This is a genomic window from Pseudomonas shirazensis (assembly GCF_050496565.1).
Classification (GTDB): domain Bacteria; phylum Pseudomonadota; class Gammaproteobacteria; order Pseudomonadales; family Pseudomonadaceae; genus Aquipseudomonas; species Aquipseudomonas shirazensis_A.
The window spans coordinates 80407-104462 of the sequence record NZ_JBNWAE010000011.1; the positions used below are offsets into that span (position 1 = coordinate 80407).

15 protein-coding genes are annotated in these 24056 nt (G+C 61.5%); all 15 read left to right on the top strand.

Going from position 1 to position 24056, the window contains the following annotated elements; all coding sequences use genetic code 11:
- The first annotated feature begins 4 nt into the window (after positions 1 to 4).
- A complete protein-coding gene (locus ACQZ2L_RS17055) occupies positions 5 to 3571 on the top strand; it encodes a glycosyltransferase (protein ID WP_430327074.1) in 3567 nt (1188 codons plus the stop codon).
- A 57-nt stretch (positions 3572 to 3628) separates the two neighbouring features.
- Positions 3629 to 6358: a glycosyltransferase gene (locus tag ACQZ2L_RS17060; RefSeq protein WP_430327075.1), complete on the top strand. Its 2730-nt coding sequence runs from the start codon at positions 3629 to 3631 to the stop codon at positions 6356 to 6358.
- 182 nt (positions 6359 to 6540) lie between these two features.
- Positions 6541 to 7311, top strand: coding sequence for a class I SAM-dependent methyltransferase (locus ACQZ2L_RS17065; protein ID WP_430327076.1), 771 nt, complete (start codon positions 6541 to 6543; stop codon positions 7309 to 7311).
- Positions 7308 to 7913, top strand: coding sequence for an HAD-IB family phosphatase (locus ACQZ2L_RS17070; protein ID WP_430327077.1), 606 nt, complete (start codon positions 7308 to 7310; stop codon positions 7911 to 7913). The genes ACQZ2L_RS17065 and ACQZ2L_RS17070 overlap by 4 nt, the downstream gene beginning before the upstream one ends.
- A complete protein-coding gene (locus tag ACQZ2L_RS17075) occupies positions 7889 to 8551 on the top strand; it encodes an NTP transferase domain-containing protein (RefSeq protein WP_430327078.1) in 663 nt (220 codons plus the stop codon). Before ACQZ2L_RS17070 ends, ACQZ2L_RS17075 begins: the two co-directional genes overlap by 25 nt.
- Entirely contained in the window at positions 8544 to 14618 is a 6075-nt protein-coding gene (locus ACQZ2L_RS17080) for a methyltransferase domain-containing protein (protein ID WP_430327079.1), read from the top strand. The genes ACQZ2L_RS17075 and ACQZ2L_RS17080 overlap by 8 nt, the downstream gene beginning before the upstream one ends.
- A gap of 203 nt (positions 14619 to 14821) precedes the next feature.
- Complete coding sequence (locus ACQZ2L_RS17085; RefSeq protein ID WP_430327080.1) at positions 14822 to 15757, top strand: ketoacyl-ACP synthase III; 936 nt, start codon at positions 14822 to 14824, stop codon at positions 15755 to 15757.
- Positions 15758 to 16006: 249 nt separating this feature from the next.
- A complete protein-coding gene (locus ACQZ2L_RS17090; protein WP_430327081.1) occupies positions 16007 to 16855 on the top strand; it encodes a flagellin domain-containing protein in 849 nt (282 codons plus the stop codon).
- Between the two features lie 71 nt (positions 16856 to 16926).
- Entirely contained in the window at positions 16927 to 17298 is a 372-nt protein-coding gene (locus tag ACQZ2L_RS17095) for a flagellar protein FlaG (RefSeq protein ID WP_430327082.1), read from the top strand.
- Between the two features lie 80 nt (positions 17299 to 17378).
- The gene (gene fliD, locus ACQZ2L_RS17100) at positions 17379 to 18779 is read left to right on the top strand and encodes a flagellar filament capping protein FliD (protein WP_430327083.1); all 1401 of its coding nucleotides are present in this window, start codon (positions 17379 to 17381) and stop codon (positions 18777 to 18779) included.
- A 139-nt stretch (positions 18780 to 18918) separates the two neighbouring features.
- Positions 18919 to 19314 carry a flagellar export chaperone FliS gene (fliS, locus tag ACQZ2L_RS17105; RefSeq protein ID WP_340611476.1) on the top strand — a complete coding sequence of 132 codons (396 nt, stop codon included), beginning with the start codon at positions 18919 to 18921 and terminating at the stop codon, positions 19312 to 19314.
- Positions 19315 to 19329: 15 nt separating this feature from the next.
- On the top strand, positions 19330 to 19626 hold the full coding sequence (locus ACQZ2L_RS17110) for a flagellar protein FliT (RefSeq protein WP_430327084.1): 297 nt from the start codon (positions 19330 to 19332) through the stop codon (positions 19624 to 19626).
- Positions 19627 to 19793: 167 nt separating this feature from the next.
- The gene (gene fleQ, locus ACQZ2L_RS17115) at positions 19794 to 21269 is read left to right on the top strand and encodes a transcriptional regulator FleQ (RefSeq protein ID WP_430327085.1); all 1476 of its coding nucleotides are present in this window, start codon (positions 19794 to 19796) and stop codon (positions 21267 to 21269) included.
- A 139-nt stretch (positions 21270 to 21408) separates the two neighbouring features.
- Positions 21409 to 22626, top strand: a complete 1218-nt coding sequence (locus tag ACQZ2L_RS17120; protein WP_430327086.1) for a sensor histidine kinase — start codon at positions 21409 to 21411, stop codon at positions 22624 to 22626.
- Entirely contained in the window at positions 22626 to 24008 is a 1383-nt protein-coding gene (locus tag ACQZ2L_RS17125; RefSeq protein ID WP_430327087.1) for a sigma-54-dependent transcriptional regulator, read from the top strand. Before ACQZ2L_RS17120 ends, ACQZ2L_RS17125 begins: the two co-directional genes overlap by 1 nt.
- Positions 24009 to 24056: the final 48 nt, after the last annotated feature.

Here is a 24056-nt window from a genome sequence, read left to right on the forward strand (position 1 = left end):
CATCGTGAATCAATCGGCTCTCGTCAGCATCCTCATCCCGGCTTTCAATCCAGAGTTTGTCCAGAACGCGTTGATGAGTGCGCTCAACCAGGACTACCCGCACCTGGAAGTGGTGGTGTGCGATGACAGCCAGGGCGACGACATCCAGGCTATCGTCGATCAGGTCAGCAGCCAGACTGGCAAGCCCGTCCGCTACCAGCGCAACGCGCAGACGCTGGGCTTTGCCGGCAACCTGCTGGCGTGCCTGGAGCAGGCCCGTGGCGAGCTGACCAAGTTTCTCTGTGATGACGACCTGCTGTTCACCGACTGTGTGAGCTTGCAGGCAGCTTTGATGAGCGAGCACGCCGATGTCAGCATGACCATCTGCCAGCGCATGCTGTGTGCGGCGGACGACTCGCTGCTGCCGTCACGCATGCTCAACATGGTGATGTGCCCGGATGACGCCGTGGTCAAAGGCACCGACCTGCTCGAGGCGCTGGAATACGCGACGCCCAACCTGTTCGGCGGCCTGAGCAGCGCGTTGCTGCGACGCGGCCTGGTGCAGGAGTTTCTGCCGCAACTGGTGCAGGCTGGGTTTGTTGCGCGTCTGGATCTGGCGCTGTACATCTGCATGTTGCGCCGCGGCAACCTCGGCCACCTGGATCGCTTTCTCAGCCTGGAGCGGCTGCACCCGCGCCGGCTCAGCCACCAAAGCAGCATCACTTTGTCGTACCCGATCGAGAGCGACTGGATCAAGGCCATGCTGCTGGCCCGCAGCAGTGAAGCAGCGCCGGCAAAGGGCTGGGTACGTTATCTGCCGTTGCCCGAATATGTCGATGGGGACAGTGCGCTTTGGCAGGAATACGACCTCAATGGTCTCGGTGCCTTGCAGGCGGCGCGCACACAGCAGCAAGTTGGCAGCGACTGCATGTCATTCGGCGAGGTCTACGCGCAGTGGCTGGAATGCCGCACGCTGACCGCAGCCCAGCTCAAGCTGCTGCCCAAGCGTATTCAGCAATGGCCAACGCAACCGCGCATCGTCTGTGTAGTCTGGGCGCAGGCCGGGCAGGAGCAAGCCCTGCGTACCACGCTCGAGAGCGTTTCTGCGCAGTCGTATGCAGCTTCTGCCTGCTGGCTGCTGGCACCTGCGCAGATCAATTTGCCAGCTGGCGTCAAGCTCGAACACCTGCCGCTGCAGGGGGACGGTCTGGAGCAGTTGCAGCGTCGTCTGCAACTGACCGACGACGTCGACTGGATCTTCCTGTTACAGGCGGGTGATCGCCTGGTGCCACATGCACTGGCGATCATGGCTGAGCGCATGGTCATGCGCGAGCGCGCCTGCCTGTACCTCGACGAGGACAGCCACGATGGCGTCAGCGCCAGTGCGCCGATCTTCAAGCCAGACTTCAACCTCGACCTGATGCGCAGCCTGCCTTATGTTGGCCGCCTGCTGGCGTTCGAATGCAAGGCTCTGCAGGCAGTTGGCGGCTTCGACACCAGTTTTGGTGTGCTTGCCCCGCACGACCTGCTCTGGCGCCTGGCCGAACAGCGTGGTCTGCATGTTGTCGAGCACATCGATGAATTGCTGGTGCACAGCGAGTCGAATTTCAGTCAGTGGCTCGGTGACCCTCGTTGCATCGCCCAAGCGCCGCGTGTGGTGCAGGCCCACCTGCGTCGGCTTGGCGTCGATGCCGAAGTGACCTGTGCCCCTGATCAGGCCCTGTGTCAGGTCAGCTACATGCATGAGGGCCAGGCCGGGGTGTCGATACTGCTCGACGTCGGCTCTGACCTGAACAGCGCTCGGCGCTGCCTGGAGTCGGTGTTCGAACACACCACTTACAGCAATTTTGAAGTGCTGTTGATTGCCGAGGCGCAAACCTCGCCCGAACTTCGTCAATGGCTCGACGCCATGCAGGGCCTGGGCAGCGATCAACTGCAGGTGATCAGCGTTGCCGGCGACAACCGCGTGGCGCGCCTCAACCAGGCCGCTGCGAACGCCCGTGGCGACTATCTACTACTGCTCGACAGCGCGTGTGTTGCCTTTGATCCGCGCTGGCTGGTCGAGCTCATGGCCCAGGCCCGTCGGCCCGAAGTCGGCATGGTCGGGCCCAAACTGTGCAGCGCTTCTGGCGCTGTGTTCAATGCCGGGTTGATCCTCGGCCTGCATGGTGAAGTCGGCAGCCCGTTTGTCGGCATGCCGGCGGACGGTAGCGGTTATATGTACCGGTTGATGTCGGCGCAGAACCTCAGTGCGCTGTCACTGGACTGCATGCTGGTACGCCGCGAACTGTTCGACAGCGTCGGCGGCTTCGATGTCGACGGCTTGCAGGGCGGCTTGCATGACGCCGACCTGTGCCTGCGCATAAGCGAGGCAGGCTACCTGCTGGTATGGACGCCTGCAGCCGTGCTCGCACGCTTGTCCTCGGCTGCAACGTTGCCGGCCAGCAGCCTCAGCCAGAGCCGCGACCGCGAGGTGTTCTATCAGCGTTGGCTGAGCAAGATCGCACGCGACCCTGCATATAACCGTAACCTCAACCTGAAGATGGCCAGCTTCACCCTGGAACCTGGCCAGCGCCAGGGTTGGGATCCGTTCATCAAGCGCGTGCTGCCGTCGGTGTTGGCATTGCCAGTGAACTCCTCTGCGGTCGGCCACTACCGCGTGTCGCATCCATTTCAGGAACTGGAAAATGCTGGCTGGATCCAGGGGCGGCTGAACTACAGTCTGCCGACTCTGATCGAGCTGGAGCGGGAAAAACCCGACGTGGTGATCCTGCAGTACCGCAGCAAGCTGAGTTCGGTGACGCACTTGCAGCAGTTGCTGCCCTCATCCAGTGCCCGGCATGTTTACGAAATCGACGATTACATCATCGATATCCCCAAGCGCAACGACCATTCGCGCAACATTCCCGGGGATATCCGCGAGCTGATCAGCCAGAGCATTGCCCTCTGCGACCGCCTGGTGGTTTCTACCGAGCCACTGGCCGATGCCTTGTCGAGCATGCACAGCGACATCCGGGTGGTGCCGAACATGTTGGCCGCGCGCATTTGGTCCCATCTGTCCAGTACCCGCCAGACCACTTCGCGGCCGCGCGTGGGTTGGGCGGGCGGCACCAGCCATCGTGGCGATCTGGAACTGTTGCTGGAGGTGGTCAAGTCCCTCGCCGACGAGGTTGACTGGGTATTCTTCGGCATGTGCCCGGATTCGCTGCGGCCCTATGTCAAAGAGTTTCATCAGGGCATTCCGATGGCGATGTATCCGCAAAAGTTGGCCGGCCTCAACCTGGACCTTGCCTTGGCGCCGCTGGAACAAAATCTGTTCAACGACTGCAAGAGCAACCTGCGTCTGCTTGAGTACGGCGCCTGTGGCTTCCCGGTGATTTGTTCGGATACGAAGGCCTACGCGGGTTATCTGCCGTGTACACGTGTTGCTGGCAATAGCTCGCAGGCCTGGCTTGAGGCGATTCGCATGCACTTGGCCGACCCTGACGCCAGCTATCGCCAAGGCGATGCTCTGCGTGAGGCAGTGCTGAGAGATTACGTGCTCACCGAACGTCACCTGCAACACTGGGCCAACGCCTGGTTGGCCGACTGAAGCGCCACGACGGCGGGCCGTTTGTGACACCACTGAATTTTGAGTATCGGGTACCCCATGACTGAACAATCCTGCGTCAATACCTTGCCGGCCCTCGACATCAGTGTGCTGTTGCTGGGCAGTGCCGATCACGAGTATCGCGCCCGCGCCAGCGCATACCTGGCTGGCCACGGCTGCCAGCCCCGGGTGGTCGACGCCAGCAGCGCCGAGCAGTTGCGCGCCGGCCTTGGTCAGGCGCTCGAACAGCTGAACACGCCGTTGGTGGTGCTGGCCAGGGACACCGACCTGCTGCTGCCCGAGGCCATGCTCGAGGCGCAGCAGTGGCTGGCCGCCCACCCGCAGGTTCAGGGCGCGCAGGGCTATGCCCTTGGGATGCGCCCAGGTAACAGTACCGTGAGCTATCACCGACTTGGCGAAACGGCCCATCAGCAGGTGCCGGGCGACGTTCGCGAGCGCGTGCTGCAGCACGCCCTGAGCGGCCTGCAGCCGTGGCGTGCAGTGCTGCGGATAGACGCCTTGCGTGCTGCGCTGGCGCAGGCTCCGGACAACCTTGAAGGCGAAGATTGGCTGCTGGGCCTGGCCTTCGCCCTGCTTGGTCAGGGTGAGATTCACGTATTGGCGCAGACCATGGTGGTCTGCGAGTGCTTCGAGTACACGCCCGACGCGGATGCGCTGGCACCTGCTGTGCGTGCGCTGCGCCAGTGGGATGAACAACGAGGCGGTGCTTTTGCAGATGAGGACGGCTTTGCCATCCTGCGCCAGTTCGTCCTGATGACCGGCTCCAACGTCACTGCGCCGCTGCTGTTCGTCTCACCGTGGGCTAGCGTAGTCCACGACCCGGTGCGCGCCTTCGAGCCACGCCAGTACGTTGAGCTGCCTTACTACAATGCGGCTCTGTTTCAGCAATTATCCGCGCTCGAGTTCCTGGTGCATGCCTGGCCAGTCGGTAAGGCCCATGTGCGGGCAGTCGAGGGCGCCTGGATACGCCAGCGCGACCTGCTGCAGCAGCACCCCAGCGACAACCCAGGCACCCTGCGCGGGCGGTATTGGCAGGCACTGTCGGTCAATCTGTTCGCGCCGCAGGTCTGCCAGCTGCTGCTGGAGACCTTGGCCGAGGACAGCGAAGAACAGCGCCGCGAGCTTGAGTCCTGGCTCGCCCGCCTGCAGCAGGTAGGCGCGCCGTCGTTGTCCGAGCGACTGGCACGCACACCCTCTGGCGCTGTCCTGCAGACGCTGGCTGCGGCCACTTTGGATGCAGCTGGGCGCAAGCGTGTGCAGGCGCACCTGGCTAGCGCCAAGGCAGTGCCGATAGCGTTGCTGGTACTCGACCTGGAAGACGACAACGAGGCCCTGCAGCGCACCTTCGACAGCATCGCCGGCAGCGGCCTGCGTGACCTGCGCATCGTAGTGCTGAAAGCTGGCGGCCTGCCGGCAATCACCACTGCCCGCGACACGCTGCACTTCGTCAAGGTCACTGCCGATACCGTGGTGTCCCATCTCAATCAGCTCAGCCGACAATTGCCGAGTGACTGGCTGATGCTGTTGCAGGCGGGTGACGAACTGGCCGGTAGCGGCCTGTTGCGCTTGCAGGTCGAGTTGGCCCAGGCCGCCGGCTGTCAGGCAGTGTGTGGCAATGAGGTGCAGCGTGACAGCGATGGTCGCTTGATCGCGGTTCAACGCCCAGGGGCTGATTTTGACCTGCTGCGCAGCCGCCCGGACCTAATGGCGCCGCATTGGCTGATTCGCCGTGAGGTGCTGGTCCAGCTCGGCGGCTATCGCGATGCTTGCCGCCAGGCACTCGACTTCGACCTGCTGCTGCGCCTGGTCGAGGCGCACGGTATGGGTGGGCTGGCGCATGTCGACGAGTATCTGGTGGTGGGCTGCAACAACCGTGAGGCAATGCTGCCTGATGCGCTGCTCACGCTTGACCGCCACTTGACCCAGCTGGGTTATCGCGGGCAGATAGCGCAGGGGCCAGATGCGCGCCTGCAGATTGACTTCCGCCATCCGGCCACGCCGTTGGTGAGTATTCTGCTGGCTGCAGGCAGTGACATGCAGCAGCTGGCGAGCAGCCTTGCGAGCATCCAGCAGCGCACCCGTTATCCGCGTTATGAAGTGCTGGTGGTGACGCAAGGCGAGCAACGTCAGGAAGCCAGCATGGGCGGTAGGGTAAAGATGCTCGCCTGCCCATCGGAGTCGCTTGCCAGCCGCCTCAACATGGCCGCCATCGAAGCCCGTGGCGATTATCTGGTACTGCTCAGCGACCGCAGCCAGGTGTCTACCCCGGGCTGGATCGAGGCACTGCTCAATCAGGCGCAGCGCCCGGAAGTCGGTGTGGTTGGCTGTCAGATGTATGACGGTGCCGGTCACGTCAGCCATGCCGGCTACGAGTTGCTCGACAACCAGCAGGTGCACGCCAGCTGGTTGGGCTGCGGTGACGGCACCGAGGCGTTGGGGCTGGACGTGGTCCGCGCCAGTCAGGCGGTTTCCGCTGATGGCTTGATGGTACGCAAGCAGGTATTCGATGCGCTGGGTGGCCTGAGCCCGGAGCAACCGCTGGATATCGCCCTGTGCCTGCAGGTGGCGCAGGCCGGTCTGCTGGTATTGATGGCGCCCCAGGCGCAGCTGTTCAACCCGGCGCTGCCGCGGTTGAGCGATGCTTCGCACCAGGCACTGGCTGCTCATGCGCCGTGGGCGTTCGCCCGTGCCGTCGCCGCCGATGGCAGCCTGGGCATTGCCCGGCCAGCAACGACGGCGGGGCCGCAGTGGTTGCATGAGTTGATTTGATTGACGGTAATCAACCAAGCCGGGCACTGCCCGGCCTTTTTCTGCGCGTTGGCAAACATCTTGCTTTGAGCCCTTGAATCCAAGCAAGTGTTGGATTTCTGACTACGTCGAGCCCCCGCCGGATGGGTGGCCTCGCCAACGTTTTCGGCGATCCAGCATGACGTCAATTAGCAGGAGAGATCTTGAACGATTCTCGACGTATCAAGGGAAAGCATGTAGCCATCGACTACGACGCTACCCGCGCTTTTTTCGAATCACGTGGCAAGCGCGAATACGCCAACGTGCTGAGCGCGACCATGTACCAGGATCACAACGCTGAACTGGTGGAAAAGCGCGATCAGGCCGAAAAAGCGGCGATGGCCGACATCCTCGGCCTGGGCCAGGTACGGCGGATCCTCGACATCGGCTGTGGCACGGGACGCTGGGGCTGGTACCTGGCCGGCAACTGCCAGGGGCTGCAATACCTCGGCCTGGACTTCAGTGCCAGCCTGATCGAAAAGGCCCAGCAGGAGAGCGTCAAGCGGCAGTTGGCGGGTTTGCACTTCCAGGTCATGTCGGCTACCGATATCCAGCCGCAGGCGCTGCTGCTGCCGGCGCCATTTGACCTGGCGTTGATTTCCGGGCTGCTCATCTACCTCAACGATGCCGACTGCATCAAAGTGCTGCGCGACGCTGCCCAGCTGATCGTGGCTGGTGGTGGCGTCTATCTGCGCGAGCCGGTCGGTGTCAGTGAGCGGTTCACCCTCGACCGCTTCTATTCGCAAGAGCTCGCCGATGAGTACTCGGCAATCTACCGCACCGCCGACGAACTGCGTGCATTGATGCAGCAGGCCTTCGAAGGCCTGGGCATGAGCGTCGAGCATGAGGGCTTTCTGTTCCCCGAAGACCTGGAAAAACGCGCCGAGACCCGGCAGTACTTCTTCGTCCTGCGCCGTCAAGGAAGCGAGCTATGAGCACCGCGTACTGCTTTGATCTGGACGGCACCCTGACCCGTCAGGAACTGCTGCCGCTGATTGCCACCTCGGTGGGTCTGGAAGATGAGATCAGTGCTCTGACTCAGGCCACCATCGCCGGCCTGCTGCCGTTCGACAAGTCGTTCAAGCTGCGCGTCAGGCTGCTGCGCGATGCGCGACTGGACTGGATCCACGCCGCGCTCGACCAGCATGTCGAGTTCGACCTGGCGATTCTCGACTTCATCCGCTGCCACCCGGAACAGGCGTTCGTGGTCACCGGCAACCTCGATCTGTGGGTGAAGCCGGTGCTGGACAAGCTCGGCATCCACAGTTTCAGTTCCACTGCGCGCCTCGACGCACAAGGTCAACTGGATGGCGTTGAGCACATTTTGCACAAGGGCGATGCGGTCAGCAGCTTGCGTTCGCGCTTTGACCGCATCGTCGCGGTGGGCGAGGGCATGAACGATGTGCCGATGTTCGAGGCGGCCGACTGGCGCATTGCCTTCGGCGGTGTTCATCAGCCTAACAAAGAGCTGGTCAAACTCAGTGATTTCGTTACTTACGATGGGAAGGCTCTATGTCGCCTGTTAAGCACGCTGTAATCTGCGCCGCCGGGATCGGCTCGCGGTTGGGGCTGAACAAGCCCAAATGCCTGGTCGAAGTGGCCGGGCGCTCGTTGCTTGACTGGCACCTGGAGCGCTTGCAATGGGCCGAAAGCGTGTGGCTGGTGGTCGGCTTTCAGGAAGAAGAGGTGATCGCTCATGCCATTGCCCTGCGCCCTGACCTGATCGTGGTGCGCAACCCCGAATACGCCCGCACCAACACATTACAGAGCATCTACCGCGTCTCGCGCCATCTTGATGAGCGCATGCTGGTGCTCGATGCCGACACGGTCATGGATGCACGCAGCTTCGAAGAATTTCTGCAGGCGGCCGAGCACAATGAGCAACTGATTGGCGTTTCACCTTACCTGACCAGCGACGGCGTGCGTGTGCAGTTGGATGACAGTGGCAGCCAGGTCATTGGTTTTACCCGCCAGCCGCACTACGCGTTGGAGTGGACCGGCATCGCTGTGATCAATCCGCAGATCGTGGTCGATCAACCGATCTTCGTCTATCAAGCACTGGAAGCCTGCCTGCCTTTGCCCGCCTTCAAACTAAAGGCGTTCGACATCGACACCACGGCAGATCTGGATATGGCACGTAAAGTTTTCGCGACGCAGTGGGGCGACGATGAGTAATAACCTGCAGGGCCAGGTTGCACGGCAATTCTGGAGCCAGTCCGAACGCGGTCAAATCGGTCCAGCCCAGCTCTATGAGCGTCAGCGCGATTGCTTGCTGTCGCAGGTTTTACCATCGCTGCCAGCAGACGCCCAGGTGCTCGACATTGGCTGTGCCGATGGTGAGTTCAGTTTGCTCTTTGCTCGTGCTGCAGCGCGGGTGGTGGCATTCGATGTGGGCGAGAAACTGATCGACCAGGCCCGCCAGAAGGCCCGCGAGCAACAGGTCGACAACATCGAATTCCATGTTGCCGACGTATTCCAGTTCACCTGCGAACAGCGCTTCGATGCAGTCAGTCTGATGGGTGTACTGACGACTATCAGCGATGACACCGCCGCCGCGCGGGTAGTGTTGCGGGCGCTGTCACTGCTCAAGCCAGGCGGGCAGTTGATCCTCAAGGACTCGGTACTGCTGCAAGGCAGCGAAGCGCGCACCCTGCTCAATGATCAGTATGAGGCCAAGTACCGTCCAGAGTCGCGCTACGTGGCCCTGATTCGTTCGCTGGGCTTGCGCGAAGTGGCACGGCATCCGCTGTTGACCATGCACAATTGTGGCCAGACCAGCGTGCTGTATGTGTTCAAGCCGGTGCTCAGCGCGCCTGCAGCGCTGCCCATTGCCGGGCTGCGAGTAGCCTGCTACGCCAGCATGCCGTTCCACTTCCGCTCGTTGCGGCCCCTTGCTGCTTGTTTCGAAACCAGCCTGCTGAGCCTGTCGATCGAAGAGGTGATGCAGTGGCAGCCGCAGGTAATCGTGGTTGCTGACGGCTGGTCGGTGGAATTCTGGCGCGATTACTGCGATGCCCATCAGGTGCTGCTGATTGGCATGCGCCATGGCTCGGTGACCCGCTACGGCTTTGCCGAACAGCAGTACAACCATGCCGACTACCTGTGTGGCAGTGTTTGGGATATTGAAGACACGCTGCTGTCGAATGTGCACCCCCGCCATGGCTTCCTGTTGACCGGCAACGCCTGGGTCGACCAGGTATTCAAGCTGCCAGCGCGGCCGGTCAGCGATGCTGCACCGACCATACTGTTTGCGCCGACCTACAACCCGGAACTCAGTGCAGCGGTGTATTTCGGCGAACGCATCGTACCGCTGATCCGCACCCTCTATCCGCAAGCGCGGATCATCATCAAGCCCCACCCGGCGATCGTGCAGCATGAGCACAGCTTTGTCGTCGACAAGGCGTTATTCCGTGATTTGATGGGCAAGTGGCGCCAGCAGGTGGCCGTCGATCCATTGTTGGAGCTGGTTGACGACCCCGAGGCAAGCATCGCCGACAGTTTTGCCGAAGCCGATATTCTGGTGGCGGACCGCTCCTCGTTGCTGTTCGAATTCATGGCGCTGGATCGGCCGATTCTGCTTTATTCCAGCGAAGCGCGGGTTGGCCACTGGGAGTACAACCCTGATGCACCGGGCAATGCCTGGCGCGACATCGGCATGGAGTTCGGTGACGATCAGGCGTTTCTTGAATTGCTGGGCGATGCCTATAACCTGCATCAAACTCATTGCAGGGCGGCTCAACGCGAGCGCGTTCAGCAACTGTATGGGGATTTCGCCGACGGCCGCAGCGTTGAGCGAGTAGCAGCAGCCATCGCCCAGGCGCCGCGTCTGCATGTGGTGATCGATGGCCGCCAGAGTACCGCTGCCACGCAGTTGCAGCAGGCCTTCGAGCAGACGCTGGCGTTCAAGCACGTTAGCGTGATCGGCAGTTTGGCTGATGCTCAGCACTGGTTGGCTGCTCGCAGCGCAAACCCAGGTGCAGACCATAGTTACCTGCTGGTGGATGGCGAGTTTGCTGGTGTTCCTGGCAGTGCCCACCAGATCAGCGACGGCTTGGCCGCGCTGGCTAAAGGCGCGCTGGATGCATTGTCCTTGAACGATTCGCGCGTGCCTGCCGACGATGCGCCTGCCAGCGACAGTCAGGCTTGGGTGCGTCAGCGTCTACGTGGTGCCTTGCAGCAATGGCAAGGGCACAAGGCCTGGCAATTGTTGCCGGCGCACGCCTTGCAGCGCACCTTTGCACAGCTACCGGCAGTCGTCGACGACGAGGTGTTCAGCACCCTGTGGCAAACCCTGGAGGCTGTCGGACAACACGCCGAGTGGCAAACCGACACGCTCAATGTTGTCCTGCGTGGCTGGATCCTGCGCATCGTCGGCGGTACGCCGGGGCGTTACTTCGTCGGGCCGAATGCGACGTTGCAGTTGACCCCAGCGGTCATTGGCCAGGCGCCGTCGGCGGCTGGGGTGGAGGTCCTCCTCGGGGCGTTGCCAGGTCAGCAGTACGACGTGTTCCCGTTCACTACCGAAGTCTGGGTCAACGGTCGCTACCTGAACGAAGTTACCCTTGGCAACCAGGGCGCGCAGCGCCTGTTGCTGCCGTACCAGGCCAATGAGCACGGCGTCACAGACATAGAACTGCGCAGCAGCGGCAGCTTCCCGGGGATGCCTGGGCTGGCCGGGCCGCTGTCATTGCAGCTGGCCTTGCTGGGCCCGGCAGCAGTAGCCGCGCCGGCACGGGCGCAGATTCACCAGATCTTCTACTCGGACGAAACCCGCGCCCTGCTGGAACCAGGCTACACCCCGCTGGACAATGTCGGGCAGCGTCCGGATTGGGCTGAATACTGGCCTATGCGCACTCTGCTGATGAACCAGCCGCTGGATGAAAACGTCTTTTACGGGGTGTTGTCGCCACGCTTCAAACAGAAGACCGGGCTCGACGCCAAGCAGGTGTTCAGCTTCGTCGACTCCGCACCCGATGACGCTGATGTTTTGCTGTTCCCGGTGTTCTTCCCGGACGGCGCGCGCTACGAAAACATTTTTATCCAGGCATTGGTGCATCACCCCAATATCTGGCCGGTGTGTGTCGAGATGGCACGCCAGGTTGCCCCAGGCGTGGATCTCGCGACTCTGGTAATGGACTCGCAGCAGAGCCAGTTCTGCAATTACTTCATTGCCAAACCGCGCTTCTGGCGACACTGGTTCAGCAAGGCCGAGAGCATCTTCCAGGCGGCTGAACTGGCGCGTGATGGGCAGTGGTCAACGCCCTATGGCGAAGCGCTGAATACCCCGACTCTGCACCGCGGAACACAAGGTTATGAGTGCAAAGTGTTTGTCATGGAGCGGTTGCTGTCGTTGCTGCTGGCAACCGACTCGCAGTGGCGGGTACACGTCAATGCGGCCATGCTGCCTAGCGCCGCCGATGGAGGCCTGAGCCCGCAGTTGATCGAACTCGATCAGTTGAAGAGCCGCCTGCGTGAGGCGGATACCGTCGAAGGCCGGCAGGCTTTCGAGCGGCTGCGCAATCAGGTGTTCTGTGAGATCTATGCGCAACCGATCGCCGATATCCTCGCCAAGGGCGGCCAGGTCGCGACGGCGACCGAGCAGCTCGAGGCGGCCATGCAGCAGTTCCCACTGCTGCCGGCTGCACTGGACGTACCCGCCTGGCTCGCAGAACGCATCCCGAACGCTGCGCAGCAGGCGCTGATCGACGAGCGTCTGACCACCGCTGGCATGCCCAGGATAGGGGTGCTGGTAGTGGATCGCGAAGGCGATGCAGATCGCCTTGACCTGACCTTGCGTAGCTTGAGCCCTGAGCATAACCGCTACCCAGAGCTGAAAATCGTGGTCTTGTCGGCACTCGATATTGCCGCCACAACCCGCGCTGAAGACAAGCTGCATATTCTGCGCATCGGCAGCGATCCGCTGCAGCCGCAGATCGACCAGGCTGTGCGTGAAGCCGGGATCGACTGGTTCATGCTGGTTGAAGCGGGAAGTGAGTTCACTGCCAGTGGCCTGCTGATCGCTGCCCTCGACGTGCTCGGCACGCCGGGCCTGCGCGCGGTGTATGGCGATGAGGTCGTGCGTGCACCTGACGGCGGTCTGCAGCTGGCGCTGCGTCCAGGGCTGAACCTGGACATGTTGCTCAGCCTGCCTGGGGTCATGGCGCGGCACTGGTTGTTCAACCGGGATGCCTGGCTGCAGTTGGGCGGCTTCAACGCCGGGGCCGGCGCAGCCGCCGAGCTTGATCTGATCCTGCTCCTTATCGAGGACCAGGGGCTGGCAGGTTTGGGCCACATCAGCGAGCCGCTGTTGATCGGTGACAGCCGGCCAGCCCTGGATTGCCCTGATCAACGCGCGATCATCGAGCGGCATCTGCTCGCCCGAGGTTTCGAAGGGGCGGCAGTGACAGCGCCGGCGCCGGGCCGTTTTGAGCTGGATTACGGCGTCGGTGAAAGTGCTCTGGTGAGCATCATGGTGTCTACCGAGCATGGCCTGGAGCGGGTCCGTCGTTGTCTGGATACCCTCTTGGAGAAAACCACCTACCGCACGTTCGAAGTGTTGTTGCTGGATCAATCCAGTGCTGATTCAGAGTTGCAAGCCTGGCTTGACGGTATCGAGCAACTGGGCGCCGAAATGATCAAAGTGGTGCGCCTGCCTGCCGAGTTGTCGTCGGTGCAAGTGCGCAATTTTGCTGCTCAACAGGCGCAGGGCGAGTTGCTGCTGTGGCTGCACGCCGGGATCGCCGTGCTCGAGACCGACTGGCTGCAGCAGCTGGTCAACCATGCCTGTCGCCAGGAAGTCGGCGTGGTCGGCGCGAAACTACTCGCCAGTGACTGCACTGTGCGCCATGGTGGCCTGGTACTGGGCCTCAACGGGCCGGTAGGTCGCATGTTCCGCGACTTGCCGATGGCCAGCGGGGGGTACATGCAACGTCTGCTGGTCGACCAGAATCATGCAGCCGTCAGTGGCCACTGCATGATGATGGGCAAGGCGTTGTTCATCGAAGCCAATGGGTTTGACGAAAGCCCTGAGCTCGCTGCCTTCGCCGATGTTGATCTGTGCCTTCGGTTGCATGCTGCCGGCTACCTGAACGTGTGGACGCCGCGCGCCGCCTTGTTAATCAGCGAGACCGCCGAGCCAGCCGTGACCGCCGAGCAGGAGCAGGCGCTATATAGCCGTTGGCTACCGCTGCTGGCCCGTGATCCTGCATATAGCACGCATTTTGCCCTTGATGCCGGCAAAGCGTTCCAGGTTGCGCCGAGCTGCCTGAGCTGGGATCCGTTGTCTTCATGGCGACCGCTGCCGAAGATTCTCGCTTGCGTGCTTGACGGTCAAGCCGTGCAGCGCAACAGCGCTGCGCCATTGCAGGTGTTACGCCGTGAGGGCCTGGCAGACGGTGCGCTGATCCAGACCCAGCTGTCGGTAACCGAGTTGGAGCGCTATGCTCCGGACAGTCTTGTCCTGCAGGGCGCAATCGGCCAGCAACAGTTGGCTCGGATGCAACGCCGTTCAGCGTTCTCGCGCGCGTTCAAGGTGCTTGATCCGGTCCTCGCCCTCGGTGCTTCAAGCGGGTTGCCAGCTGAGGACTTGCGCAGCCTGCGCCTTGGCTTCGCCGATCGTCTGGTGGTGGCCAACGACGCCCTGGCGGATGCTCTGGCTGCTACTCACGGGTCCATTGTGGTGGTGCCGGACATGCTCGACCCGCAGCGGTGGGGTAACCTCGCTGCTGTTCGTCGGGCCGGCGCCAAACCGCGCGTGGGCATCGTCGGCGAGGCTGCCGATGGTAGTGATATTGCGGTCGTCGAGGCGCTGGTGATGAGCCTGTTCGGCGAAGTCGACTGGGTCCTGCTTGGCAGTTGCGCGGCTAGCCTGCGTCCCTATCTGGCTGAGTGCCATCCAGGTATGAGTCAGCCTGCCGACGCGCAGTGGTTGGCCCAGCTCGGTCTGGATCTGGCGCTTGCACCACTGCAGCCCGGGCTGCTGCGCAACGGCAACCGTCGTGTACTGGAGCTGGGCGCATGCGGCATACCGGTAATCAGCAGTGCGCACTGCTACCCGCGTGAGCTGCCCGTGACTGTGGTCGGCGAGCGCGGCGAAGATTGGCTGGATGCGGTGCGCATGCATCTGCATGATCTCGACGCCACTGGGCGTCTGGGCGATGCGTTGCGCGCGCAAGTGCTGCAACATTGCCTGCTTGAGGGTGACAATCTGCAGCGCTGGCGCAAGGCCTGGCTGGCTGATTGAGGTGGTCAGTACAATGCCGGCGTGCAGTTATGTGCACGCCGGCATTGCTCGGCGTGACGTATTTGTCACAACCGTGACTTGGCAGTCGGAACGTGCATCTCTACTCTATAGAGTCAGCGGGTAGCCATGCCACCAAAGCATGCACGACTAGCGGCCACGGCCCAACACCCGCCTATTTTTGCCATTTCCATCGGGAAGCCACAATGATTGGCATCAAAAGCATCGCCAGCTACGTACCTGTTGAGGGCGTTGACAATTACGCTCAGGGTGCGAAGTTCGGTAAGGATCAGGATTTCATCTTTGGCAAGATCGGTTCGACGTTCTTGCCGCGCAAGGCTGAGGAACAGGAAACCTCCGATCTCTGTGTCGAGGCCGCCAAGGCACTGTTCGCTGGCAACCCGGCGCTGGATCCAGCGTCGATCGATGTAGTCATCGTCGTCACCCAGAACGGCGACGCCGAAGGCTTGCCGCACACGGCTGCAATCGTGCAGCACAAGCTCGGTTTGGCTACGCATGTTGCCGCCTTCGACATTTCGCTGGGCTGCTCGGGTTACGTCTACGGGCTGTACGCAATGAAGGGGTTCATGGACGCCGCCGGCCTCAAGAACGGCCTGCTGATCACCGCCGATCCCTATTCGAAGATTGTAGATCCGGAAGATCGCAACACCACCATGCTGTTCGGCGATGCCGCCACCGCTACCTGGATGGGCGAGGATGCCCGCTGGCAGTTGGGCAAGGCGCTGTTCGGCAGCGACGGCGCGGGTGCCGAGCATTTGCGCACCACTGACGGCAAATTCTTCATGAACGGTCGTCAGGTGTACAACTTTGCCCTGGTGAAAATCCCGGCGCATCTGCAGCAGTTGCTCGACGCCAGCGCGCTGCAGGCAAATGACATCGACCTGTATTGTCTGCATCAGGGTAGCGCGGCTATCGTCGATGCGGTGTCGGCGCGGTTCAATGAAGGCGAACACAAGCAGCGCTTCGTCAAGGACATGGTCGAAACCGGCAATACCGTTTCCTCGAGTATTCCACTGTTGCTCGAGAAGCATGTGCTGGGCTCGCAGCATCAGCGTGTGGCTTTGAGCGGGTTTGGAGTCGGGCTTTCCTGGGGTTCGGCAATCATCGAGCGCCGCGACTGACGCAGTCTGCTCTACAGGTATAACCAACGCCGCCTTTTCAGGCGGCGTTTTCATAGGGTTGGTGGATGTCTGAAACTTGGCGTCAACTCCTTGATTTAACTGGGCTGGCCGGATGCCATTAAAAATTTTTGAAAATCCGCTAAAGCAATCAGCCGTGACGACGATAACTATTACGAAGGTTCTCTGTGCCGCACCCGGGCGAATTGCCAAGGCCGGAAGCCGTAGTACCCAATTAACGAGGAATTCGTCATGGCTTTGACCGTCAACACCAACACTACCTCCCTGGGCGTTCAGAAGAACCTGAACCGTGCTACCGACGCACTCAGCACCTCGATGACTCGCCTGTCTTCCGGCCTGAAAATCAACAGCGCCAAAGACGACGCTGCTGGCCTGCAGATCGCTACCCGTATGACCTCGCAGATTCGCGGTCAGACCATGGCAATCAAAAACGCCAACGACGGTATCTCCATCGCCCAGACCGCTGAAGGCGCGATGCAAGAGCAGACCAACATCCTGCAGCGTATGCGTGAACTGGCTGTTCAGTCGCGAAACGACTCCAACAGCGCCGACGACCGTATCGCTCTGGACAAAGAGTTCCAGTCGATGGCTTCCGAGCTGACTCGTATCGCCAACAGCACTCAGCTGAACGGCAAGAACCTGCTGGACGGCTCGGCTTCGACCATGACCTTCCAGGTTGGCTCGAACACTGGCGACGTCAATCAGATCACCATCAACCTGAACCAGAAGTTCGACGCTGCCTCGCTGGGCATCGGCTCGGGCGTCAACATTCAGGGTTCCAGCGCCACTCTGGCTGAAAGCAACTTCAGCGCCGCTGTAACTGCGATCGACGACGCTCTGCAGACCATCAACAGCAACCGTGCTGACCTGGGTGCTTCGCAGAACCGTCTGACCAGCACCATCAACAACCTGCAAAACATCAACGAAAACGCCGAAGCTGCCCGTGGCCGTGTACAGGACACCGACTTCGCTGCTGAAACTGCCCAGCTGACCAAGCAGCAGACTCTGCAGCAAGCTTCGACTTCGGTTCTGGCTCAGGCCAACCAGCTGCCATCCGCTGTACTGAAGCTGCTTCAGTAATCGCTGATGGTAACCGGCGGGGAAGTGCTCTTTGAAGCGCTTCCCCGCCTTTTCGTTACGAGGTGGTAGGCATGGACATGAGCGTCAAGCTGAACCAGTCTTACCCGGCAGCACGTCCGGTCGAGCAGGTTGTCGACAAGCCCGTTTCCGATAAAGCGGTGGCTGGGTTGGCGGATGCCAGCCGCGTCAGCGATGTAAAAGAACCTTCGGCTGTAATCGATGCCGAACAGGTACGCAATGCCGTATCGGAAATTGAAAAGTTCCTGAGCACTTCTCGGCGTAATCTGGAATTTTCCACCGACGAAGATTCCGGCAAGATAGTGGTCAAGGTCATCGCCAGCGAGACTGGTGAGCTGATTCGTCAGCTACCCTCGGAAGAGGCGCTGCGCATTGCCAGCAGCCTGAGCGATGTCAACAGCCTGCTGTTCGACGCCAAGGTATAATCGGCGGCGAATACCGCAGCAATGAATAGAGGTTGCCCTGCAATAGCGGGGCTGCCGTACAAGTAAAGAGGGGCACTAACATGGCAAGCTCGATCGTTTCCGACTTGGGTCTTGGCTCCGGGCTGAACATCACCAACATCGTCAAGGTGCTGGTACAGTCCGATACCGCTGCCAAGACTGCACAGTTGGCCCGTCAGTCCAGCTACAACACCGCGTACATCTCCGGTGTTGGATCTTTGCGTAGTGCCCTTACTGCTTTCACCACCGCCATGGGCAAGCTCAATGACAAGGCGGCGCCGTCCTTCAACGCTTTCGCCGCGACCTCGGCCAGTGATAGCGTGGTCAAGGCGACTGCAAGCAACACGGCTGTAGCCGGCTCGTACAACATCGAGGTGAAGAATCTCGCCAGTAGCTCCAAGGTAGCCAGTCAGGCGTTTGCCGGTGGTGCCAGCGAGGCGATTCCTGCTGGTGATCTGATCATTGAACAGGGTGGCAAGACCTACAAGATTACTGTCGGCGACGACGCTACCCTGCAGACCGTGCGCGACCAGATCAACAAGGAGTTGGGCAGTTCCGGGCTCTCCGCAAACATCATCGCGGGTGAGGATGGTGCGCGTCTGGTTATCGGCTCGACCACCACTGGTGCTAACACTGACATTAAGGTTAGCGGTATCGCCAAGTTGGAAATCGACGGTACCAAGTCGATGCAGACCGAGGGCGCTGGCTACATCACTGCGGTGGCCAAGGATGCTGTGGTCCTGATCGACGGGTTGGAGGTGAAAAGCGCCTCCAACACCATCAAGGACGCAGTCAGCGGCATCAGCCTCGAGCTGACTGGCGCCAGTGTGCCTAACGTGGCGACCAAAGTGACCGTTGCGCCCAACAATGACGGGTTGAAGACTTCGGTGCAGGGCTTTGTAGATGCTTACAACACCCTGCAGAAAGCCATCACTGCAATGACCAAGACCAGCACCGATGCCGATGGCAATCTGGTGCTCGGCGCTCTGACCAACGATCCGACCACGCGCTCGCTGCTGTCAGACGTGCGCGGTGTGCTGTCCGAGATGGGCGACGGTGATCGTCTGACAACCCTCAGCCAGTTGGGCATCAATACGCAGAAGGACGGTACGCTGGAGTTCAGCGCCACCAAGTTCACTGCGGCCATGAGCGACAAGAAGCTTGGCGGCGAGGTACAGGCATTGTTTACGGGTACCAATGGCATCTTCGAGCGCATGAACAAGGCCATCGATCCTTATAACGCTACCGACGGTAGCTTGGCCACGCGCAAGGCGAATCTCGACAAGGTCGCGAAGAACATCAGCGACCAGCAGGCGGCGCTGGATCGACGTACCGAGTCGCTGACCGAGTCGTTGACCAAAAAGTACGTGGCCCTGGACACCGCACTGGGCAAGATGAAAGCCCAGGCCGACCAGATCACTTCGCTGTTCGAGGCCATCAACGCCCAAGCCAAGAAATCCTGATCCGGCAAACCTGAACAGCGGAAAAGCCCGGTTGCGTCTCTTCGACGCACCGGGCTTTTTATTTAGCCGCTAAAGTTTTTTGACGTGGCGGCGATATACAGGGTATACGCAACCTTTTTTGCTGGAACGAGGCAGATCCATGAACCCGATGTTGGCCCTTCGGCAGTACCAGAAAGTGAACGGCGCGGCGCAAACCTCAGAGGCTAGCCCGCATCGTCTGGTGCAAATGCTCATGCAGGGTGGTCTTGACCGCCTGGCTCAGGCCAAGGGCGCGATTGCGCGCAATGACATTGCCCAGAAGGGCATCCTGCTGGGCAAGGCCATCGACATCATCGGCGGCCTGCGTGAGGGTCTTGACCTGGAAAACCACGCCGACAGCCTGGCCGAGCTGGACAACCTGTACACCTACATGAGCCGGCGCCTGGTCGAAGCCAACGTCAAGACCGATCCGGCGATCATCGACGAAGTCGCCCGCCTGCTGATCACGGTCAAGGAAGGCTGGGATGCGATCGCCGACCAACAGCCGGAAGGCTGATTCAAGGAGCGTGGCATGAGCAGGGTGATCGAGCGTATCGAACAGACCCGTGAGGCGCTGCTGGCAGCCCTTGCTGGCCGCGACTGGGATGCAGTGGGTGAACTCGACCTCGAGTGCCGCCTGTGCGTCGATGACGTGCTGTCCGAAGCCACGCATAACGAAAGCCAGGTACGGGCCAGCCTGGAGCAGTTGCTCGAGGTCTATCGGCATCTGATTGAAATTGCAAGTGGGGAACGTCAAACTTTAGTCGACGAGATGACGCAAATCCGTCAGGCGAAAAATGCCGCCAAGGTATACCATCTGTTCAGCTGACACTGATGAGATACAAAAACTGAGCGCCATAAATTTGACTGTGCGTTTTTTTTTGACTTTACTAGTGGCTGTATTCGAATTTCAGACGTCCGAACACTGACCATTCAGTCGGAATGATGTCGAGCACGCCCTCAGGGCGCCGATATGACTAGGGAAGTTGCTATTGCATGTGGCGTGAAACCAAGATTCTCCTGATCGATGACGACAGCGCCCGCCGCCGCGATCTGGCAGTGGTTCTGAACTTTCTCGGCGAAGACAACATTTCCTGCTCGAGCCACGATTGGCAGCAGGCGGTCGAGTCGCTGTCCTCCAGTCGTGAAGTGCTGTGCGTGCTGATCGGTGCGGTCGACGCACCTTCCAGTGTGCAAGGGCTGCTTAAGACAGTGGCAGGCTGGGATGAGTTCCTTCCGATGTTGCTGTTGGGCGATATTTCTGCTGCGGAGTTCCCTGAGGACCTGCGTCGCCGGGTGTTGTCCAACCTGGAAATGCCTGCCAGCTACAGCCAACTGCTTGACTCGTTGCATCGCGCCCAGGTCTATCGCGAGATGTATGACCATGCCCGCGAGCGTGGCCGTCAACGCGAACCGAACCTGTTCCGCAGCCTGGTCGGCACCAGTCGCGCCATTCAGCACGTGCGGCAGATGATGCAACAGGTGGCCGACACTGACGCCAGCGTGCTGATCCTCGGCGAGTCTGGCACTGGCAAGGAAGTGGTTGCGCGTAACCTGCACTATCACTCCAAGCGCCGCGAAGCGCCGTTCGTGCCGGTCAACTGTGGCGCGATCCCGGCCGAGTTGCTTGAAAGCGAACTGTTTGGTCACGAAAAGGGTGCTTTCACCGGCGCTATCACCAGCCGCGCCGGACGCTTCGAGCTGGCCAACGGCGGCACGCTGTTCCTCGACGAGATCGGCGACATGCCGCTGCCGATGCAGGTCAAGCTGCTGCGCGTGCTGCAGGAACGCACTTTCGAACGTGTGGGTAGCAACAAGACCCAGAGCATCGATGTGCGCATCATTGCTGCCACGCACAAGAACCTTGAGGTCATGATCGAAGAGGGCACCTTCCGCGAAGACTTGTACTATCGCCTGAACGTGTTCCCGATCGAGATGGCACCTTTGCGCGAGCGGGTTGAAGACATCCCGTTGCTGATGAACGAGCTGATCTCGCGCATGGAGCACGAGAAGCGTGGGTCGATCCGCTTCAATTCGGCTTCGATCATGTCGCTGTGCCGGCATGGCTGGCCGGGCAACGTCCGCGAGCTGGCCAACCTGGTCGAGCGCATGGCGATCATGCATCCCTACGGTGTGATCGGCGTGTCCGAGCTGCCGAAGAAATTCCGCTACGTCGACGACGAAGACGAGCAATTGGTCGACAGCCTGCGCAGCGACCTGGAAGAGCGCGTGGCGATCAACGGCCATACGCCGAACTTCTCCAATCACGCGATGCTGCCGCCCGAAGGCCTAGACCTCAAGGACTACCTCGGTAGCCTCGAGCAAGGCTTGATCCAGCAGGCGCTGGACGACGCCAATGGCATCGTTGCGCGGGCCGCCGAACGCTTGCGGATCCGCCGCACCACGCTGGTGGAGAAGATGCGCAAATACGGCATGAGCCGTCGCGACGGCGAGGAGCAGGCAGAGGATTGACGCCTGCCGCTTCTGTGCAAAGGGCTGCAGCGCAGCCCTGATGTGGTCTACACCGCGTTAACCCTATCTCCGGCACGGCTATTGCTATATCGCAGGCAACACACCGTTTTTATGACGGTCAGCCACGCGAGAGAGCACGATGCCCCACGCCGCCCCGATTTCCCGAGCCGCTGATCCGCAGGATCGCATCCCGGTCGAGCAGGAAAGCCGACAGGGCCTTGAGCACGCCTTCGCGTTGTTCAATCAGGTTTCCAGCCAACTGAATCAATCCTACGGCATGCTCGAGGCGCGGGTGCGCGAGCTCAAGGGCGAGCTGGCTGTGGTCAGTGCACAGCGCATGGCTGAACTTGACGAAAAGGAACGCCTGGCCAACCGCCTGCAGAACCTGCTCGACCTGTTGCCTGGCGGGGTGGTGGTGATCGATGAGCACGGCAGGGTGCGCGAGGCGAATCCTGCGGCCTGCGAGTTGCTGGGTGAGCCATTGCTCGGCGAGTTGTGGCGCCAGATCATTGCCCGCAGTTTCGCCCCACGCAAGGACGACGGCCACGAAGTGTCCCTGCGCGATGGCCGTCGTGTGTCGATCGCTACCCGCTCGCTGGATGCCGAGCCTGGCCAGTTGGTCCTGCTCACCGACCTGACCGAAACCCGTCGCCTGCAGGATCAGCTCGCCCGGCATGAGCGCTTGTCCTCGCTCGGGCGCATGGTTGCCTCCCTGGCGCATCAGATTCGTACGCCGCTGTCGGCGGCCATGCTCTATGCCAGTCACCTGGCAGATCCACAGCAGCAGCTGCCCAGCGAAACCCGTCAACGCTTTGCCGGCAATCTCAAAGAGCGCCTGCATGAGCTTGAGCATCAGGTTCGCGACATGCTGGTGTTCGCTCGCGGTGAGTTGCCGCTGGCTGACCGGGTCAGCCCCAAGGGTTTGTTCCAGGCGCTGCAACAAGCAGCACAAGTGCATGTGCAGGGGCACTCGGTACGTTGGCAGTGCGACACCCACCTGGGGGAGTTGCTGTGCAATCGCGACACCCTGGTCGGGGCGCTGCTCAATCTGCTGGAAAACGCTCTGCAGGCAAGTACGCTGCCGGCGCGGGTAAAAATTCATTTGTTCCGCCGTGGGCAGGCGCTGCACCTGTGCGTCAGTGACGCCGGCTGCGGCATCGCGCCAGCGCTGCTGGCGCGCCTCGGTGAGCCGTTTCTGACCACCAAGACCACCGGTACCGGCCTCGGTCTGGCTGTGGTTCAGGCGGTGGTGCGCGCGCATCAGGGTGAGGTGCGCATGCGTTCGCGGGAAGGTCGCGGCACCTGCGTACAGGTGATCCTGCCGCTGCATGGCGAGTTGTCGGCGGAGGCGCACTGATGGGGATCAAGGTGCTGCTGGTCGAAGATGACCGGGTGCTGCGTGAAGCCCTTGGCGATACCCTCGAGATCGGCGGTTTTGCCTACCAGGCGGTGGGCAGTGCCGAAGAGGCTCTGGCTGCGGTCGCCGGGGAAGCGTTCAGCCTGGTGGTAAGTGACGTCAACATGCCAGGCATGGACGGCCATCAGTTGCTGGCGCAACTGCGCAGCAGCCATCCGCAACTGCCCGTGCTGCTGATGACGGCGCATGCCGCGGTTGAGCGGGCGGTCCAGGCCATGCGCCAGGGCGCGGTGGATTACCTGGTCAAACCGTTCGAGCCGCAGGCGCTGCTGAGTCTGGTGGCGCGACATGCCGGTGGCCGCGTCGGCGGTGCTGATGAAGACGGCCCGGTGGCATGCGAACCTGCCAGCCGGCGCTTGCTGGAGCTGGCTGCGCGCGTCGCCCAGAGCGATTCGACGGTGTTGATTTCCGGCGAATCGGGTACCGGCAAGGAGGTCTTGGCCCAGTACATCCACCGCCAGTCTTCGCGAGCGGCGCAGCCGTTTGTGGCGATCAACTGCGCAGCAATCCCGGACAACATGCTCGAGGCGACCTTGTTCGGCCACGAGAAGGGTGCCTTTACCGGCGCCATTGCCGCTCAGCCGGGCAAGTTCGAGCAGGCCGATGGCGGTACCTTGCTCCTTGACGAGATTTCCGAGATGCCGCTGGGCTTGCAGGCCAAGCTGCTGCGGGTATTGCAGGAGCGCGAGGTGGAGCGGGTGGGCGGGCGCAAGCCGATCGCGCTGGATATCCGCGTGCTGGCTACCACCAACCGTGATCTGGCCGCCGAAGTGGCGGCGGGGCGCTTCCGTGAAGACCTGTTCTATCGCCTGTCGGTGTTCCCCTTGGCCTGGTGCCCGCTGCGCGAGCGCAGTGGCGATATTCTGCCGCTGGCCGAGCGCCTGCTGGCGCGCCATGTGGCGAAGATGAAGCACGCGCCGGTCAGGCTGTCTGCCGAGGCGCGCCACTGCCTGCAGAACCATCCGTGGCCGGGCAACGTACGCGAACTCGACAACGCCCTGCAGCGGGCGCTGATCCTGCAGCAGGGCGGTTTGATCGAGGCGGCGGATTTTTGTCTGGGCGGCGTCATTGCCTTGTCTGCGCCGGCGCCCCAGGTCGCGCCCGCGCCAGCCCTCACCAGTGATTTGCCCGCTGATTCCGGTGCGTTGGGCGATGACCTGCGCCGGCACGAATTCCAGATGATCATCGACACCCTGCGCGCCGAGCGCGGGCGGCGCAAGGAAGCGGCCGATCGACTGGGTATCAGCCCGCGCACTCTGCGCTACAAGCTGGCGCAGATGCGCGATGCCGGCCTGGATGTCGAGGCCAGCCTGTTCGGTTGATTCACCTTAATTAACGCGCTTACAGGACGGCTGGCATCGCTCTTGCTA

Excerpts from the sequence above, each read along its gene's own strand:
- ACQZ2L_RS17070 (WP_430327077.1), top strand. The coding sequence starts at position 7,308 with ATGAGCACCGCGTACTGCTTTGATCTGGACGGCACCCTGACCCGTCAG.
- ACQZ2L_RS17120 (WP_430327086.1), top strand. The coding sequence starts at position 21,409 with ATGCCCCACGCCGCCCCGATTTCCCGAGCCGCTGATCCGCAGGATCGC.
- ACQZ2L_RS17080 (WP_430327079.1), top strand. The coding sequence starts at position 8,544 with ATGAGTAATAACCTGCAGGGCCAGGTTGCACGGCAATTCTGGAGCCAG.
- ACQZ2L_RS17095 (WP_430327082.1), top strand. The coding sequence starts at position 16,927 with ATGGACATGAGCGTCAAGCTGAACCAGTCTTACCCGGCAGCACGTCCG.
- ACQZ2L_RS17110 (WP_430327084.1), top strand. The coding sequence starts at position 19,330 with ATGAGCAGGGTGATCGAGCGTATCGAACAGACCCGTGAGGCGCTGCTG.
- ACQZ2L_RS17085 (WP_430327080.1), top strand. The coding sequence starts at position 14,822 with ATGATTGGCATCAAAAGCATCGCCAGCTACGTACCTGTTGAGGGCGTT.
- ACQZ2L_RS17125 (WP_430327087.1), top strand. The coding sequence starts at position 22,626 with ATGGGGATCAAGGTGCTGCTGGTCGAAGATGACCGGGTGCTGCGTGAA.
- ACQZ2L_RS17060 (WP_430327075.1), top strand. The coding sequence starts at position 3,629 with ATGACTGAACAATCCTGCGTCAATACCTTGCCGGCCCTCGACATCAGT.
- fliD (WP_430327083.1), top strand. The coding sequence starts at position 17,379 with ATGGCAAGCTCGATCGTTTCCGACTTGGGTCTTGGCTCCGGGCTGAAC.
- fleQ (WP_430327085.1), top strand. The coding sequence starts at position 19,794 with ATGTGGCGTGAAACCAAGATTCTCCTGATCGATGACGACAGCGCCCGC.
- fliS (WP_340611476.1), top strand. The coding sequence starts at position 18,919 with ATGAACCCGATGTTGGCCCTTCGGCAGTACCAGAAAGTGAACGGCGCG.
- ACQZ2L_RS17075 (WP_430327078.1), top strand. The coding sequence starts at position 7,889 with ATGTCGCCTGTTAAGCACGCTGTAATCTGCGCCGCCGGGATCGGCTCG.
- ACQZ2L_RS17090 (WP_430327081.1), top strand. The coding sequence starts at position 16,007 with ATGGCTTTGACCGTCAACACCAACACTACCTCCCTGGGCGTTCAGAAG.